Here is a 14,441-nt window from a genome sequence, read left to right as displayed (position 1 = left end):
GGCGGCCCGGATGGCGGCCCGGCACTCGGCGACACGATGTGGGCGCAGATCGGCGGCACGCCGGCCTTCGAACGCCTCGCCGCCGAGTTCTACCGCGGCGTCGCCGACGATCCGGTGCTGAAGCCCATGTACCCCGAGGAGGACCTCGGGCCCGCCGAGCGGCGCCTGCGGATGTTCCTCGAGCAGTACTGGGGCGGGCCGACGACGTACGGGGAGGAGCGCGGGCATCCGCGGCTGCGGCTGCGCCACCAGCCCTACAGGATCAACCCCGAGGCGCGCGAGCGCTGGCTCGCGCATATGCGCCGGGCCGTCGACTCCCTCGAGCTGCCGCCGCTCGTCCACGACACCCTCTGGGACTACCTCGAACGCGCCGCCCATGCGATGGTGAACACCTTCGAGGACTGAGCCGGCAGCCCGACCGGGACGGTACCGCGGTGCCACCGCCGTGCACGCGGTCATCTTCGCCTACGAGCACGGTCTCGCGGGCGGCCGCTGACGCATTACAGTGGTGGCACCCGGAACGTGACGAAGGAGCCGCTTTCCATGCCCGAATCCCCCTTCCGCCCCGACGCGATCGTCGTCGGCGCAGGTCTGTCAGGCCTCGTGGCCGCATCTGAACTCGTGGATGCCGGCAAGCGCGTCCTCATCGTCGACCAGGAGCCCGCCGCGAGTCTCGGCGGGCAGGCCTGGTGGTCGTTCGGGGGCCTCTTCCTCGTCGACTCGCCCGAGCAGCGCCGACTCGGCGTGAAGGACTCCGAAGAGCTCGCACTGCAGGACTGGTTCGGCACGGCCGGCTTCGACCGCGACGACGAGGACGCGTGGGGCCGCCGATGGGCCGAGGCGTACGTGCGTTTCGCGACGGGCGAGAAGCGGGACTGGCTGCGCTCGAAGGGCGTGGGTCTCTTCCCCGTCGTCGGGTGGGCCGAACGCGGCGCCGGCGCGGCGATCGGCCACGGCAACTCGGTGCCCCGCTTCCACATCACCTGGGGCACGGGCCCGGGTATCGTCGCGCCGTTCGCCGAGCGCGTGCGCGAAGGTGTGGCGGCCGGCCTCGTCGAACTGCGCTTCCGGCATCGCGTCGACGAGCTCGTCGTCGAGGACGGCACCGTCGCCGGCGTACGCGGTGCGGTGCTGGCCCCGGATGCCGCGGCACGCGGCGAGGCGTCGAACCGCGACGAGGTGGGCACCTTCGAGTTCCGGGCGCCGGCGACCGTCGTCGCTTCCGGCGGTATCGGCGGCAACCACGATCTCGTCCGCGAGTATTGGCCCGAGCGGCTCGGAACCCCGCCGGCGGAGATGCTCTCCGGGGTGCCCGCGCACGTCGACGGACGGATGCTCGGCATCACCGAGGCCGCCGGCGCCAGGCTCGTCAACCGCGACCGCATGTGGCACTACGTCGAGGGCATCGAGAACTGGGACCCGGTGTGGGCGCGGCACGGCATCCGCATCCTGCCCGGGCCGTCGTCTCTGTGGTTCGACGCCGAGGGCCGACGGCTGCCCGCACCGCTCTTCCCGGGCTTCGACACGCTCGGCACCCTCGAGCATCTGCAGCGCACCGGCCACGGCCACTCCTGGTTCGTGCTCACGCAGGCCGTCATCGAGAAGGAGTTCGCCCTTTCCGGCTCGGAGCAGAACCCCGACCTCACCGGCAAGGACGTGAAGCTCCTGGCGAAGTCCCGTCTCGGCAAGGGCGCCCCCGGACCGGTCGAGGCTTTCAAACAGCACGGCGCCGACTTCATCGTCGAGGCGACGCTGCCCGAACTGCTCGAGCGGATGCGCGAGGCCTCGCCCGACGTCCCCCTCGACACCGACAACATCGAACGGGAGATCGTCGCCCGCGACCGCGAGATCGACAACGAGTTCACGAAGGACGCCCAGATCACCGCCATCCGCGGCGCACGCAACTATCTCGGCGACAAACTCATCCGCGTCGCCCCGCCGCACAAGTTCCTCGATCCGAAGGCCGGCCCGCTCATCGCGGTCAAGCTGCACGTGCTCACCCGCAAATCGCTCGGCGGCATCCAGACCGACCTCGAATCGCGCGCCCTCGGCTCCGACGGATCGCCCGTGCCCGGGCTCTACGCCGTCGGCGAGGCGGCCGGCTTCGGCGGCGGCGGCGTCCACGGCTACCGGGCCCTCGAGGGCACCTTCCTCGGCGGATGCCTGTTCAGCGGCAGGGCTGCGGGGCGATCCATCGCCCGGCGGCCCTGACTTCTCACCCGCGCAGCGACCAGTCGCGGCGTTTGACGAGCACGTGGCCGCGGCGCGAGGACAGGCGCGTCCACGGGCCGGTCTCGAAGACCCGCACCGGGTCGCCCGGGGCGAGGAAGCCGAGACTGCGGGCGGCGAACGCCGCCCCGGCCGGCACGTACTCCAGGCCCTCGATGCCGCGGCCCCAGACCTCGGCCCGCACCCGGGCGACGAGCTGCTCGCCGACCGCCTCGGGCACGGCCGCGGCGACCTCGTCGATGCCGGCGCGGGCGGATGCTTCGAGCACGGCCGGGTCGACCTCACCCTGCGGCCGCCAGCCGCTTCGGGGCGGGGAGATGCCGGCCCAGGTGACGGTGCTCACTTCGGGGGGCCGGCTCATCCGCACGGGCCGCGACTCGTCGTCGTCCTCGGGCAGGGTGCTGCGGGCGCGGACGATCCGCTCGACCACCGAGCGCATCGGCACGACGAGGTCGAACTCGTCGTGCTCGCCGTCGTCGCCGGGGGCGAGGGCGAAGGTGCGGAGGCCGAGCACCGTCGGGCTCTCGTCGAGGATGCCGCGCGGGTAGAGGATCGCGGTGTACACGGCGAGGATGCCGCCCCCGGCGATGAGGCGGAGGGAACCGTCTTCGACCCGACCGGCGCGGAGCAGATAGGTGTGCAGGTCGCCGAGCGACAGGCTGTCGGCGAGGGTCAGTGAGTGGTTCATCTGCTGTCTAAACTACCAAGGAGCGCCGGTGCTTCCCGCTTGCGGCGCTTTCGCCGCCGGGAGCGCGTCGGGCGAACCACCGGAGGAAACATGAACGGTCCCATCGACGGCCTGCTGCGCACCCTCGACCTGGTCGACACCGGGGCGCGCACGCATGAGGACATCTTCACCGGCCCGAGCCAGTGGGCGCCCCTCGGGCGCGTCTTCGGCGGCCAGGTGCTCGCGCAGTCGCTCGTCGCAGCCCAGCGCACCCTTCCCGACGATCGGGCGGTGCACTCGATGCACGGCTACTTCCTCCGCCCCGGCGACATCGAGCAACCCATCACCTTCTCGGTCGAGCGCATCCACGACGGCCGCTCCTTCTCGACCCGGCGCACTCAGGCCTACCAGAACGGCCTGCCGATCCTGTCGATGCTCTGCTCCTTCCAGACCGAGGACGAGGGCCTGGACCACCAGATGCCGATGCCCGACGGCATCCCGGACCCGGAGACCCTCCCGACGACCGCCGAACTGCTCGCCGGCGTCGATCACCCGACCGCCGCGTACTGGTCGAACGGGCGCCCCTTCGACGTGCGGCACCTGCCGAGCTCGATCTACCTCGAGGTCGACGGCGAACGCGTCGAACGCCAGGCGGTGTGGATGCGGGCGATCGGCGAGATCGGCGACGACCAGAAGCTGCACCGTGCGGCCCTCGCCTACGCGAGCGACTACTCGATCCTGGAGCCGGTGCTGCGCCGCCACGGCATCCCGTGGTCGACACGCGGCATGAAGATCGCGAGCCTCGACCACGCCATGTGGTGGCATCGGGATGTGAAGGTCGACGACTGGTTGCTGTTCGTGCAGGAGTCCCCCTCCGCCTCGGGCGGGCGCGGACTCTCGCTCGGGCGCATCTATTCGCGAGAGGGCGTGCTCGTCGCGAGCGTCGCCCAAGAAGGCATGGTCCGGGTCCCGGATCCGGCGGCCTTCGACTGAGTCGACGATGCGGCGCCGCGCGCCGGTGAGGAGCACCGAATGGACGTGACGAGACGGACGGCGCTGCGCGTCGTGGCCGCGACGGGAGGCGCCGCCGGCACGGCCGCGGTGCTCGCCGCATGCGCGCCCGGCGAAGCACGGCCGTCGACGCGGCCGACGCTGGAGGGCGGCATCGAGATCATCGCCGCCGCCGAGGTCCCCGTCGGCGGCGCCGCGAAGGCCGAGCTGAGCGGCACGCCCGTGCTCGTCGCCCAGCCCGAGGAGGGCGAGTTCGTCGTGTTCAGTGCGAGCTGCCCGCACCAGGGCTGCACGGTCGCCCCGGCCGATACGGAGTTCGACTGCCCGTGCCACGGTTCGCGGTTCGCGCTGGCCGACGGCGCCGTGCTCGCCGGTCCGGCCGAACAGCCCCTGCGCGAGATCGCCGCCGAGTTGGTCGACGGGGTGATCGTCACCGCCTGATCCGCAGGGGCCGGGGGCGGTGCAGCGAGGTCAGCGACGCCGGAAGCGCAGCGGTTCGCCGAGGTAGGGCTCCCACGCGGCGCGCTCGGTGGGCGAGATGCGTCGGGGGCGACCCGTGGCGGCATCCGTCAGCACGATCGTCGTCGCCGCGCGCGTGTAGAGGACGCGGGGCTCCAGGCCGGCCGGCGAATACACCTCGTAGCAGACGTCGAGGCTCGCCCCGCCGAGGTGCCCGATCCACAGCTCCACCTCGACGGGCTGGCGGTGGTACGGGATCGGCAGCAGGTATTCGACCTCCTGCCGGGCGATGAGGCTGAAGGTGTCGGCGCCGGGCCGGGCGTCGAGCACCGCGGTGGTCGCGCCCACGGCATCCGTCAGCGGGGCCTCGCGGTCATCGGCGCGCCAGAACGCCTGGATGCGAGCCTCTTCGAGCAGGCTCAGCATCCGGGCGTTGTTGACGTGCGCGTAGGCGTCGAGGTCCGACCAGCGCAGCGCGATCGGGACGGTGAGGCGCATCAGTCCCGCGTGAGCTTCCGGTATGCGGAGCGGTGGGGCTTGGCGGCATCCGGCCCGAGGCGCTCGATCTTGTTCTCCTCGTACGCCTCGAAGTTGCCCTCGAACCAGTACCAGTTCGCCGGGTCCTGCTCCGTTCCCTCGTAGGCGAGGATGTGGGTGGCGATGCGGTCGAGGAACCACCGGTCGTGGGTGATGACCACCGCGCAGCCGGGGAACTCGAGCAGCGCGTTCTCGAGGCTCGACAGGGTCTCGACGTCGAGGTCGTTCGTCGGCTCGTCGAGCAGCAGCAGATTGCCGCCCTGCTTGAGGGTGAGCGCGAGGTTCAGACGGTTGCGCTCGCCGCCCGAGAGCACGCCGGCCCGCTTCTGCTGGTCGGGGCCCTTGAAGCCGAAGGTGGAGACGTAGGCGCGGCTCGGGATCTCGGTCTTGCCGACCTGGATGTAGTCGAGCCCGTCGCTGACGACCTCCCAGAGGGTCTTGTTCGGGTCGATGCCGCCGCGGGACTGGTCGACGTAGGAGATCTTGACGGTCTCGCCGATCTTCAGTTCGCCGCCGTCGAGCGGTTCGAGGCCGACGATCGTCTTGAACAGGGTCGTCTTGCCGACGCCGTTCGGGCCGATGATGCCGACGATGCCGTTGCGCGGGAGCGTGAAGCTCAGGCCGTCGATGAGCTTGCGGCCGTCGAAGCCCTTCTCGAGCTTCTTCGCCTCCAGCACGACGTCGCCGAGGCGCGGGCCGGCCGGGATCTGGATCTCCTCGAAGTCGAGTTTGCGGGTCCGCTCGGCTTCCGCAGCCATCTCCTCGTAGCGCGCGAGGCGCGCCTTCGACTTGGCCTGCCGGCCCTTCGTGTTGGACCGGACCCACTCGAGCTCCTCTTTCAGGCGCTTCTGCAGCTTCTGGTCCTTCTTGCCCTGCACTTCGAGGCGTTCGGCCTTCTTCTCGAGGTAGGTCGAGTAGTTGCCCTCGTAGGGGTACAGGCGGCCGCGGTCGACTTCGCAGATCCACTCGGCGACGTGGTCGAGGAAGTACCGGTCGTGGGTGACGGCGAGCACCGCGCCGGGGTACTTGGCGAGGTGCTGCTCGAGCCAGAGCACGCTCTCGGCGTCGAGGTGGTTCGTGGGCTCGTCGAGGAGGAGCAGGTCGGGCTTCTGCAGCAGGAGCTTGCAGAGGGCGACGCGGCGCTTCTCACCGCCGGAGAGCACCGAGACGACGGCCTCGGGCGGCGGGCAGCGCAGGGCGTCCATCGCCTGCTCGAGCTGCGAGTCGAGATCCCAGGCGTCGGCCGCGTCGATCTCCTCCTGCAGCGTGCCCATCTCGGCCAGCAGCGCGTCGAAGTCGGCGTCGGGGTCGGCCATCGCCGCCGAGATCTCGTTGAAGCGGTCGAGCTTCGCCTTGATCGGCCCGACGCCCTCCTGCACGTTCTCCAGCACCGTCTTCGACTCGTCGAGTTCGGGCTCCTGCATGAGGATGCCGACCGAGTAGCCGGGGCTCAGCCGCGCCTCGCCGTTGGAGGGCTGGTCGAGGCCGGCCATGATCTTCAGGATCGTGGACTTGCCGGCCCCGTTCGGGCCGACGACGCCGATCTTCGCTCCGGGGAGGAACGCCATCGTGACGTCGTCGAGAATGACCTTGTCGCCGACCGCTTTGCGGGCGCGCACCATCGAGTAAATGTATTCCACGCTTCCTAGTCCTAAGCTGAGTCCGTGAAGATAGCCCCAGACCAGCCTACGGCCTCTGAAAGGGCGAAGCTCCGCGCCGTGCTCTACTACCGCCTCAGCCGCGACAGTGAAGTCTCAACGTCAATCCGCGGGCAGGACGCCGACCTCAGTGCCCTCGCCGCTCGCGAAGGCTGGGACGTCATCGCCACGTTCACCGACGAAGGCCTCAGCGGCGGCAAGCGCCGAGCCAATGCCGACGAGGCCGTCCGAATGCTACGCGAAAGCGAAGTCGACGTGCTCGCCGCCTACGCCGTCGACCGCTTCTCGCGCATGGGCATCGGCGAAGATGCCGAGCTCGTCCGCATCGTGCGTGCTGCCCCCGCGCGCCGTCCGGCCCGCGTCGTCTTCATGCGCGAGGGCATCGACTCGGCAACCGATGCCAAGGGCTGGGCCATCCGCTTTATGATCGCCTCCGAAATGGCCCTGGGCGAGCGCGACGTCATGGTCCAACGCCGCAAGGCTGCGCTACGCCGTATGCAGAATGAGGGCCGATTCACCGGCCGCGGCGCCCCGCCCTATGGGTACCGCTCCGCCCCGTTCGACGACGGCCGCGCCGGTCGCCGCCTCGTGCCCGACGCCACCGAGGCCGAGGTTGTCCGCGAGGGCGCTGCGCGCCTCCTCGCCGGCGAATCCTCCATGTCGCTCGCCCGCGCGCTCACCGAGCGCGGCGTCCCGCTCGCCCGCTCCGCTTACCGCCTCGCGCAGATCGCGGGCCGCCCGCTCGTTGACGACACCGGGGCCGAGCTCGCCCGCGGCACCTGGACCAACGGCCGCGTCTCGCAGCTCTGGACCTCGCATCACCTTCTCGGCCGCATAATGCGCGACCAGCCCCGCGGCGAAGCGGGCGGCCATCTCGACCGCGAGGGCTCCCCCGTGCTCGACCCGCGCACCGGCGAACCGCTCGAGGCCTTCGAGCCCATCCTCGACCTTTCGACCTTTCTCGCGCTACGCGAGCGCTTCCAGCGCAGTGTCGGCCGCGGTAAGCAACAGAAGCGCCGAGCCGCCCGCCTCCTCTCCGGCCTCCTCTATTGCGGCCTCTGTGGCGCGAAGTCCTACGCGCTCACCGTGCGCCAGCGGGGCCGCGAATACGCCTACTATCGGTGCTCCGGCGCCTCTCGTGGCGAGTCATGTTTCGGCCCGCGGATCCGCGCCGAGCACGCCGAGGAGCTCGTCGAGGCCGAATACCTCGCCACCGTCGGCCGCCTGCCCGCATACGAGCGCGTCGAGCACCGTGGCGAAGAGGAGCAAAGCGAGCGCCTCGCCCGCATCGCCGAGCGCGTCGGCACGCTAAGCCGCCAGCTCATCGAGCCCGGCGTCGACCGGCTGGCGATCGTCGCGGAGCTCGACCGCCTCGATGCTGAGCGCGACGCGGCGCTCGCCCTTGCCCCCACGCTCGTCGTCGAGTACGTGCCCCTCGGCGTGACGTGGGCCGAGGTATACGGGTCCGGTAACTTGAGCGAGCGTCGACGAGCCCTCGCTCGTGCCTACGACCATGTACTCGCCTATCCCGAAGGGCGCGGGCCGGACGGGCGGCGCCTCGTCCCGGTGCTGAACCCCGACGCCCCCGAGGACCACGACGCCGCCTAACGCCGGCGGAGACGCGGAGCGGAGCCCCTCGAGCAACGCCGAGGTGACGGAAGTGACGATATTGCGTCACTTCTCTATTACTTGTATGAGGTTTGATTTTCTCATAAGGGAATAGGGGGAGTGACGCTAAATCATCACTTTCGTCACCTCGCCCCACGGCCACGCCTGCGGCGAGCCCTCGCGTTGAAGCCAGGGGCTCGCCACGCAGCACACGGCCCGCCGGGCCCCTCATTTTGGGCGCTGTGGGGACCTATCTACGTGAGAGAGAGTATTCCCCATGCCCGGCCACGGCGGCGGGCCCTCTTCTTTTGCCCTCATGCGTAACGAACGGAGCCTGAAGCCATGATCCCCTGCGCCGAATGCGCCGTCCCGTTCATCCCGGCGCGCCCTCACGGTCGCTTTTGTTCGGCGCGCTGCCGGACCGCGGCGCACCGCCACGCTCGCACCAGCGCCGCCCTCGAGCTTCGCGGCGCCCGCGCCGACGCCGCCGCGGCGCGGGTAGCGCTCGCCGATATCCGCGGCGGGCTCACGCGCGCCGGCGCTACAAGGAGGCCACCCGTGCTGATTGACCCAGAGGCCGCCGACGCCCCGCTCTCACCCGAATCGTTCGAAGCGCTCCTCACGCTCGCCCGCGACTCGGCCAGGATCTACCCCGGCGCCGCATCGGCGCCCGTCGACGAGGCGCTCCACCGTCTCGCGGACGCCCGCGGCAGCGGCCGACTCGACGCCCTGCCCGAGCTGGAAGCCGTCGCCCGCGCCGCCTACGCCGCCGACCTCTAACCCCAAACCTCACCCCCAGCCCCAGCCCCGACCGCCACCCCCGGCGGCTGGGGCTTTCTCATGCCCTCGCAAAGGACCACCGCATGACCGACGCCGACACCGCCGCCCCGCCCGCCGACACCGGCGCCCCTACCCCGCCCTGGGGCGATGACTTCGACGCCGCGCGAGCCTGGCAGACGATCACAGCTCTGCGCGACGAGGTCCGCGCCCTCAAGGCCGCCACGGCCACCACCCGCGAGGAGCTCGCTGCGGCGACCGCCGCCCGCGACGACCTCGAGGCCGCCCACGCGGCCACCTCCGCCGACCTCTGGCGCGAGCGCTCGCTCCGACGGCACCCGCACCTCGCCGACGTTGCCGACCTCCTCACCGGCGCCGACGAGGCCGCGGTCGCCGCGGTTGCCGACCGCCTCGCAGCTCTTGCCCCGGCCGCACCCGACGCGACGGCGTCGCCGCTCCGCCCGGTGCCGGGTCACGCCCTCGGCCCGACGGCGCCGGCCCCCGACTACGCCGCAATCGCGGCCCGCGTGCAGCGCCGGTAAGCCCTTCCCCGCGCCTGCGAGAGTCTCGCCGGCGCCCCCACGCGCAGCGCGCGCCCACCGTTTACACGCCCCCTCTCCTAGGAGCCCTCCTCCATGACGAACACCCTGAACACCTACAGCGCCGCCGACGCCGGCGCCGTCGCCCTCGAGCTCATCCACGGCTCGTTCCAGCTTGCAAGCGTCGCAGCCAGTTACGACGAGAACACCTTCAAGGCTGGCATCGGCCGCACGGCGTATCTCACCGTCCCCGCCGCCCTTGTCGCACATGACCGCGCCCTCGGCGACACCGACAACGCCCTACTCATCGACGCGATCGCAGAATCGCGAGTGCCGATCGAGCTCGACCGCGAGGCCGTCTCAGCCGTCGCCCTGAGCGACGCCGACCTCTCGCTCGACCTCCAGGACTTCACCGCTCAGGTGCTCGCCCCTCAGGTCGACGCCGTTGTCTCGCGCGTCGAAGCCTCCCTTGCGGCCGTACTTGAGGACGTCGACGTCGAGGCGCCCGCGGCCGCGTACGACCCGGCGAAGCCGGTTTCGCTGTTCACCTCCGGTCGCCGTGCGCTCCGCGGTCGCGGTATCGACGTCGCCGGAGGTGACCTCGTTGCCCTGGTCGGTTCGAACGTCGTCGACGACCTCCTCGAGAGCGACTCGCTCGACTACAGCCGCACCGGCGACGCCGACGCGCTGCGCTCGGGCAGCGTCGGCCGCCTCCGTGGCTTCAACGTCGTCGAGGCCTCGCGCATCGGTGCCGATGACGTGTTCTTCATGACCGCGAGCTCGCTCTACCTCGCCCACCGCCCGCCCGTCGTGCCCCTGGGTGCGTCCTTCGGCGAGACCGTCAGCGCCGGCTCCTCGTTGCGCTACCTCCGCGACTACGACGCCGTCCACCGTTGCGACCGCTCGATCATCGATTCGTTCTACGGGGTCGGCGTCATGCCGACCTACCGCCTCGAGCGCACCGAAGACGCCGGCGTCCAGGGCTCGACCGGCTACGCAGCCGGCAGCGCCTCGCTCGTCCCGATCGAGGGCGGCAGTGTCGTCCGATTCGACACCACCGCCTAACCCGACCCCTCAGCCGCAGAGGCCCGCCCGCAGCGCCGCCGGCGGGCCTCTGCCCCCTCTCGGAAGGATCCGACCATGACCCCACGCGACGAACCCTTCGAGGTCCTCGACCTCGTGATCGACGTACTCGAGGCCTCAACCCCAACCCCAACCCCCGGCGACCTCACCCCGGCCGACCGCGAACGGCTCACCGCCGTTGCCCTCCATACCGGCGAGACACCCTCGGCCGCCCTGGCCCGCCTCCGCACTGAGAACATCGTCGAGCTGAAGGCCGCCCGCACCGAGCGCATCCGTCACGGCGCGATCATCGCCGAGGCACGGGATCGGCATTGGACCTGACCCCCTCGCTCGGCGACCTCGCCGTCCGCCTCGGCATCGACCCCGACGCCCTCGAGCCCGCCGAGCGGACCCGCGCCGAGGCTGCCACACTCGCCGTTGCCGAGGTCACCCCGGCGACCGCCGAGGCCTGGGTTCTCAAGTGCCCGCCCATCGTGCCGCTCGTCATTCTCAAGGCCGCCCGGCGAGAGTTCGAGAACCCCCGCGGGATCGAGCAGGAGACATTCGCGGACCACTCGGCTCGTCTCAGTGACGCCTCCGGCGTCTACCTCACCTGGCGTGAGCGGTCTCTCATCCGGCGCGCCGCGGGACACCGCGGGACGCGCACGGTCCACTTCGGGACGGCCCACTAGCCCCATAGACCAGCTGGACCGGTCCGTTTGCCAGCCGGTCCAGCTCGGCCGTGCCACGGGTCACGGCCACCCAGCCGAGGCCGCCAAGGGCGGACCACCTCGGACCAAACCGTCGAGCGCGTGCGCAGTAAACCATCCCAGGAGAGGGCGCGCGCTGCGTACGCGCTCGACGGCCCTTCACACCCTTCAGGAGCCCCCGTGCCCATCGATATGAACGCCGCTCTCGCTGCCAAGGTCGCCGCGAACCCCACGACGCTCGCCACCGTCGGCGTCAACTCCGACGACCTCGGCGCAGCGCTCGACGCCCTCGCCCGTGCCCACGTCGGCGATGCCATCCGCAACGCCGCCCGCGTACAGCTCGCCGCCGGGATCCTCTGGGATCGCCACGTCAACACCGAGACCTTCGCCGACGACTTCCCCGCGTGGCTCCGCCTGCACGTCCTACCCCTCCTCATCGCCGGACGCGCCGCCGCCGAAGCCGACGCCGAAGCGCTCTTCGCGGCCACCTCGAGGCGGCAGGCTTCACCGCCTCCACCGCCGCGCCGGCGTCCCGCGCCGTCGTCGACCCCCGCCGCCTCGAGCGCGCCGTCGGCGCCGAGGTCGGGAGCTTCAACCTCGCCAGGGCATCCGAGGCCGGCGAGCTTACCGCCGCCGCCCTCGTCCTCGCCCGCGACAAGGCCCTCCGCGCGATCCAGACCGCCGTGCTCGACGCGGGAACCGACCGCCTCGTTACCCGCGCCGGCCGCGACCGCCATATCAACGGCTGGGCCATGGTCGGAGACGGCAACCCGTGCGCCCGATGCCTCACCCTCATCAGCCGCGGCCCGGTCTACTCCGGCCGCCGCTTCACCCGGCACACGGGATGTTGTTGCTCACTGCGGCCCGTGCCCGTTGGCGATCCCGCCGGCGGCTGGTCGCCCGAGGCCAAGGCCAAGGCCGCAAGCGACCTCTACGATCGCAGCGTCCGCGAGGGCATCGCCCTCCGGACCCTCATGCGCCGCGAGGGCCACGCGAGCGCGTGACCTTGGGGCGACCCTCTCCCCGCCCGCGCCTCTCCCCCCGGAGGCACGGCAAGCCTGTGCATGTACGGGCAGCCAGGTCGCGCCGCGGACCTGGGGACCACCCCCTCCCCGCCCCCTCCCTCGCCTCCCGGTCCGACATGGCATCTGCCAGTCGATGCGCATGCCCTCCGGTTATCCCGCGGGCCACCCTCGCCCGCCCCCTAGACCGCCGCTCTTCGCCCGTATTCCCGCGCTACAGCGCCGAACACACGCCCGCATGAACACGAATTCATTCGCTACCTGAAAGTGCGGCTAATGGGCCCTGAGGGGCCCCTGAATGCCCCTAAGGACCCCATATGCCTCTCACGCCTGCCCTCGTCGACGACGCCGTCGCCGCACTCGACCGCGACCTCCGCCGCGACGGCCGCCTCGGCAAGGTCAAGCGCTACCTCGCCGGCGACCACGACCGGCCGTTCCTACCGGGCGACACGACGCGCGCGCTCCTCCAGCTCGCCGACCGCAGCCAATGCAACTGGCTGCCCCTGGTCTCGGATACCTTCAGCCGGTCATTGGCCGTCGACGGCTTCCGCGCCGCCCGCGCGGCAGACGACGCGCTGGCATGGGCCCACTGGCAAGCCAACGGCCTCGACGCCCGCCAAACGATCGCCCACCGCGGCGCCCTCGAATACGGCACGTCCTACGTCGTCGTCTGGCCCGACGCCTCCCTCCCCACCGGCGCCCGCATCCGCCCCCTCTCGCCCCTCCGCTCGGCGGCCTGGTACGCAAACCCCGACGCCGACTTCCCCTCTACGCCGTCGAGCTCGCCGGCGTAGATATCGCCGGCGCCCGCCTCGCCGAGGTCTACACCCCGACGGACCGCCAGGCCTGGGCCCTGCCCGAGAACTCGAGCCACTGGCGGCCCGCCGGCGACCCCGAGCCGCACCCCCTCGGCGTCACCCCCTGGGTCCGCTTCCGCGACCGCCTCGACGACGAGCCCCGCGGCCTGATCGCCCCGCTCGTCCCGCTCCAACTGCAGGTGAACGAAATTCGATTTGAAATGCTCGTCGCCATGCAGTACTCGAGCTTCCGGCAGCGCTGGGCGACCGGCCTCATGCTTAGCGACGAGACCGGCGACGAGCCCCGCGACGGCGCCGGCGACGGCCCTGGCTTCGAACCCGGCGCAGACCGCCTTTGGACAAGCGACTCGACCGACACCAAGTTCGGCGAATTCGCCCAGACCGACGTAAGCGGCCACCTCGCCGCCTACAGCAGCGCTGTCAAGACACTTGCCGCGATCGCACAGATCAACCCCAACATCCTCACCGGCGACCTCATCAACGTCTCCGCCGAAGGCCTCGCCTCCCTCAACGACTCGACCCAGCGCCGCCTCAACGAGTACGAGCTCCTGTTCGGCGAAGCGTGGGAAGCCGTCTTCCGACTCGCCGCGCAAGCCGCGGGCCAACCCCTCGAGGGCCCGTCGGCCGCCGTCCGCTGGCGCGACACCGAGGCCCGCTCACTCGCCGCGACCGTCGACGCCCTCGGCAAGCTCCGCCAAACCCTCGACGTCCCCGTCGAAGCCCTCTGGGAGCGCGTCCCCGGCGTCACCAACGACGACGTCGACCGCTGGCGAGCCATGCGCGACGCCGACCCCCTGCACGCCCTCACGGCCGCCGTCACCAACGGCGCCCCCGTGCTCGCCACCGCCCCCGACAGCACCGCCCCCGGCGCCTGACACCGAAAGCCCCCGCCCTCCACCATCGGAGAGCGGGGGCTTTTCGCGTTTCGCTAGGCTGGCCCCTGCGGCCCGAAGCTACTTGTTCTAGCTTCGGGCCGTCTTAGATCGCGCCGCGACCCTCGAGCCCCTCGAGGACCCGCGCGTCGTACACGGCATCCACGAGCTCGCCGAACGCCAGGTCTCCGACATTCGCGCCACGGAACATCGTCGAATCCGGAATCAACTGCGCCAGCGCCGCCCCGAGCTCCGAACGCGCTACCAAATCAGACATGTGCAACCTCCTCGTCGCGCCGGCCGATCCGGCGCCCGGCAGGAGCATGACACACACCAAGACCCTCGCGCAAATCCCTGGTCAGGGGCTCAAACGTTGAGCGGCTAGCGGCCGTCCTCGGCAGCCTCGGCGGCGAACTCGGCGACCGCGAACCAAGAACGGGTAAGCAACCCCGCTTCACCCTCCCGGATCGAG

The 14,441-nt window shown here is 71.3% G+C and carries 18 protein-coding genes; 13 read left to right on the top strand and 5 right to left on the bottom strand.

What is annotated here, in order from left to right:
• Window positions 1-36 precede the first annotated feature (36 nt).
• Both G127AT_RS15050 and G127AT_RS15045 read left to right on the top strand, forming a co-directional pair.
• Entirely contained in the window at window positions 37-405 is a 369-nt protein-coding gene (locus tag G127AT_RS15050; protein ID WP_210898261.1) for a globin, read from the top strand.
• Window positions 406-543: 138 nt separating this feature from the next.
• Complete coding sequence (locus G127AT_RS15045) at window positions 544-2,211, top strand: FAD-binding dehydrogenase (protein ID WP_210898260.1); 1,668 nt, start codon at window positions 544-546, stop codon at window positions 2,209-2,211.
• A 4-nt stretch (window positions 2,212-2,215) separates the two neighbouring features.
• On the opposite strand, the gene G127AT_RS15040 is transcribed toward G127AT_RS15045, so the two are convergent.
• A complete protein-coding gene (locus tag G127AT_RS15040; protein ID WP_210898259.1) occupies window positions 2,216-2,917 on the bottom strand; it encodes a DUF8185 domain-containing protein in 702 nt (233 codons plus the stop codon).
• 90 nt (window positions 2,918-3,007) lie between these two features.
• Between G127AT_RS15040 and G127AT_RS15035 the strand changes: the two genes are divergently transcribed.
• Entirely contained in the window at window positions 3,008-3,889 is an 882-nt protein-coding gene (locus G127AT_RS15035) for an acyl-CoA thioesterase (RefSeq protein WP_210898257.1), read from the top strand.
• 39 nt (window positions 3,890-3,928) lie between these two features.
• On the top strand, window positions 3,929-4,348 hold the full coding sequence (locus tag G127AT_RS15030) for a QcrA and Rieske domain-containing protein (RefSeq protein ID WP_210898254.1): 420 nt from the start codon (window positions 3,929-3,931) through the stop codon (window positions 4,346-4,348).
• A gap of 30 nt (window positions 4,349-4,378) precedes the next feature.
• Here G127AT_RS15030 and G127AT_RS15025 read toward each other — a convergent pair whose 3' ends face one another.
• Window positions 4,379-4,864: an acyl-CoA thioesterase gene (locus G127AT_RS15025; protein WP_210898252.1), complete on the bottom strand. Its 486-nt coding sequence runs from the start codon at window positions 4,862-4,864 to the stop codon at window positions 4,379-4,381.
• On the bottom strand, window positions 4,864-6,543 hold the full coding sequence (gene ettA / locus G127AT_RS15020) for an energy-dependent translational throttle protein EttA (RefSeq protein ID WP_425305866.1): 1,680 nt from the start codon (window positions 6,541-6,543) through the stop codon (window positions 4,864-4,866). Before ettA ends, G127AT_RS15025 begins: the two co-directional genes overlap by 1 nt.
• 24 nt (window positions 6,544-6,567) lie before the next feature.
• Here ettA and G127AT_RS15015 point away from each other — a divergent pair, with 24 nt between their 5' ends.
• The 6 genes from G127AT_RS15015 (at window position 6,568) to G127AT_RS14990 (ending at window position 11,239) form a co-directional block, all read left to right on the top strand.
• The gene (locus tag G127AT_RS15015) at window positions 6,568-8,169 is read left to right on the top strand and encodes a recombinase family protein (RefSeq protein ID WP_210898250.1); all 1,602 of its coding nucleotides are present in this window, start codon (window positions 6,568-6,570) and stop codon (window positions 8,167-8,169) included.
• 558 nt (window positions 8,170-8,727) lie between these two features.
• On the top strand, window positions 8,728-8,949 hold the full coding sequence (locus G127AT_RS15010; protein WP_210898247.1) for a hypothetical protein: 222 nt from the start codon (window positions 8,728-8,730) through the stop codon (window positions 8,947-8,949).
• Between the two features lie 83 nt (window positions 8,950-9,032).
• Window positions 9,033-9,488 (top strand): hypothetical protein, encoded by a 456-nt coding sequence (locus tag G127AT_RS15005; protein WP_210898245.1) that lies wholly within the window; start codon window positions 9,033-9,035, stop codon window positions 9,486-9,488.
• 93 nt (window positions 9,489-9,581) lie between these two features.
• The gene (locus G127AT_RS15000; protein ID WP_210898243.1) at window positions 9,582-10,550 is read left to right on the top strand and encodes a P22 phage major capsid protein family protein; all 969 of its coding nucleotides are present in this window, start codon (window positions 9,582-9,584) and stop codon (window positions 10,548-10,550) included.
• Window positions 10,551-10,625: 75 nt separating this feature from the next.
• Window positions 10,626-10,889 carry a hypothetical protein gene (locus G127AT_RS14995; protein WP_210898241.1) on the top strand — a complete coding sequence of 88 codons (264 nt, stop codon included), beginning with the start codon at window positions 10,626-10,628 and terminating at the stop codon, window positions 10,887-10,889.
• Entirely contained in the window at window positions 10,880-11,239 is a 360-nt protein-coding gene (locus tag G127AT_RS14990; protein WP_210898239.1) for a hypothetical protein, read from the top strand. Before G127AT_RS14995 ends, G127AT_RS14990 begins: the two co-directional genes overlap by 10 nt.
• Before the next feature lie 186 nt (window positions 11,240-11,425).
• Here G127AT_RS14990 and G127AT_RS14985 read toward each other — a convergent pair whose 3' ends face one another.
• The gene (locus G127AT_RS14985) at window positions 11,426-11,677 is read right to left on the bottom strand and encodes a hypothetical protein (protein WP_210898237.1); all 252 of its coding nucleotides are present in this window, start codon (window positions 11,675-11,677) and stop codon (window positions 11,426-11,428) included.
• Here G127AT_RS14985 and G127AT_RS14980 point away from each other — a divergent pair.
• The 3 genes from G127AT_RS14980 (at window position 11,662) to G127AT_RS16210 (ending at window position 13,972) form a co-directional block, all read left to right on the top strand.
• Window positions 11,662-12,261 carry a VG15 protein gene (locus G127AT_RS14980; protein ID WP_210898235.1) on the top strand — a complete coding sequence of 200 codons (600 nt, stop codon included), beginning with the start codon at window positions 11,662-11,664 and terminating at the stop codon, window positions 12,259-12,261. The two genes, G127AT_RS14985 and G127AT_RS14980, sit on opposite strands and share 16 nt — an antisense overlap.
• 335 nt (window positions 12,262-12,596) lie before the next feature.
• Window positions 12,597-13,073, top strand: a complete 477-nt coding sequence (locus G127AT_RS16275) for a phage portal protein (RefSeq protein WP_210898233.1) — start codon at window positions 12,597-12,599, stop codon at window positions 13,071-13,073.
• On the top strand, window positions 13,016-13,972 hold the full coding sequence (locus G127AT_RS16210; RefSeq protein ID WP_280527620.1) for a phage portal protein: 957 nt from the start codon (window positions 13,016-13,018) through the stop codon (window positions 13,970-13,972). Before G127AT_RS16275 ends, G127AT_RS16210 begins: the two co-directional genes overlap by 58 nt.
• Window positions 13,973-14,075: 103 nt before the next feature.
• Here G127AT_RS16210 and G127AT_RS14965 read toward each other — a convergent pair whose 3' ends face one another.
• Window positions 14,076-14,246 carry a hypothetical protein gene (locus G127AT_RS14965; RefSeq protein WP_210898231.1) on the bottom strand — a complete coding sequence of 57 codons (171 nt, stop codon included), beginning with the start codon at window positions 14,244-14,246 and terminating at the stop codon, window positions 14,076-14,078.
• Window positions 14,247-14,441 lie beyond the last annotated feature (195 nt).

It is taken from the genome of Agromyces archimandritae, from assembly GCF_018024495.1.
In the GTDB taxonomy this organism is placed as follows: domain Bacteria; phylum Actinomycetota; class Actinomycetes; order Actinomycetales; family Microbacteriaceae; genus Agromyces; species Agromyces archimandritae.
The sequence above is the reverse complement of the archived record's forward strand: the minus strand, read 5'-3'. Positions and strand labels throughout refer to the sequence as shown.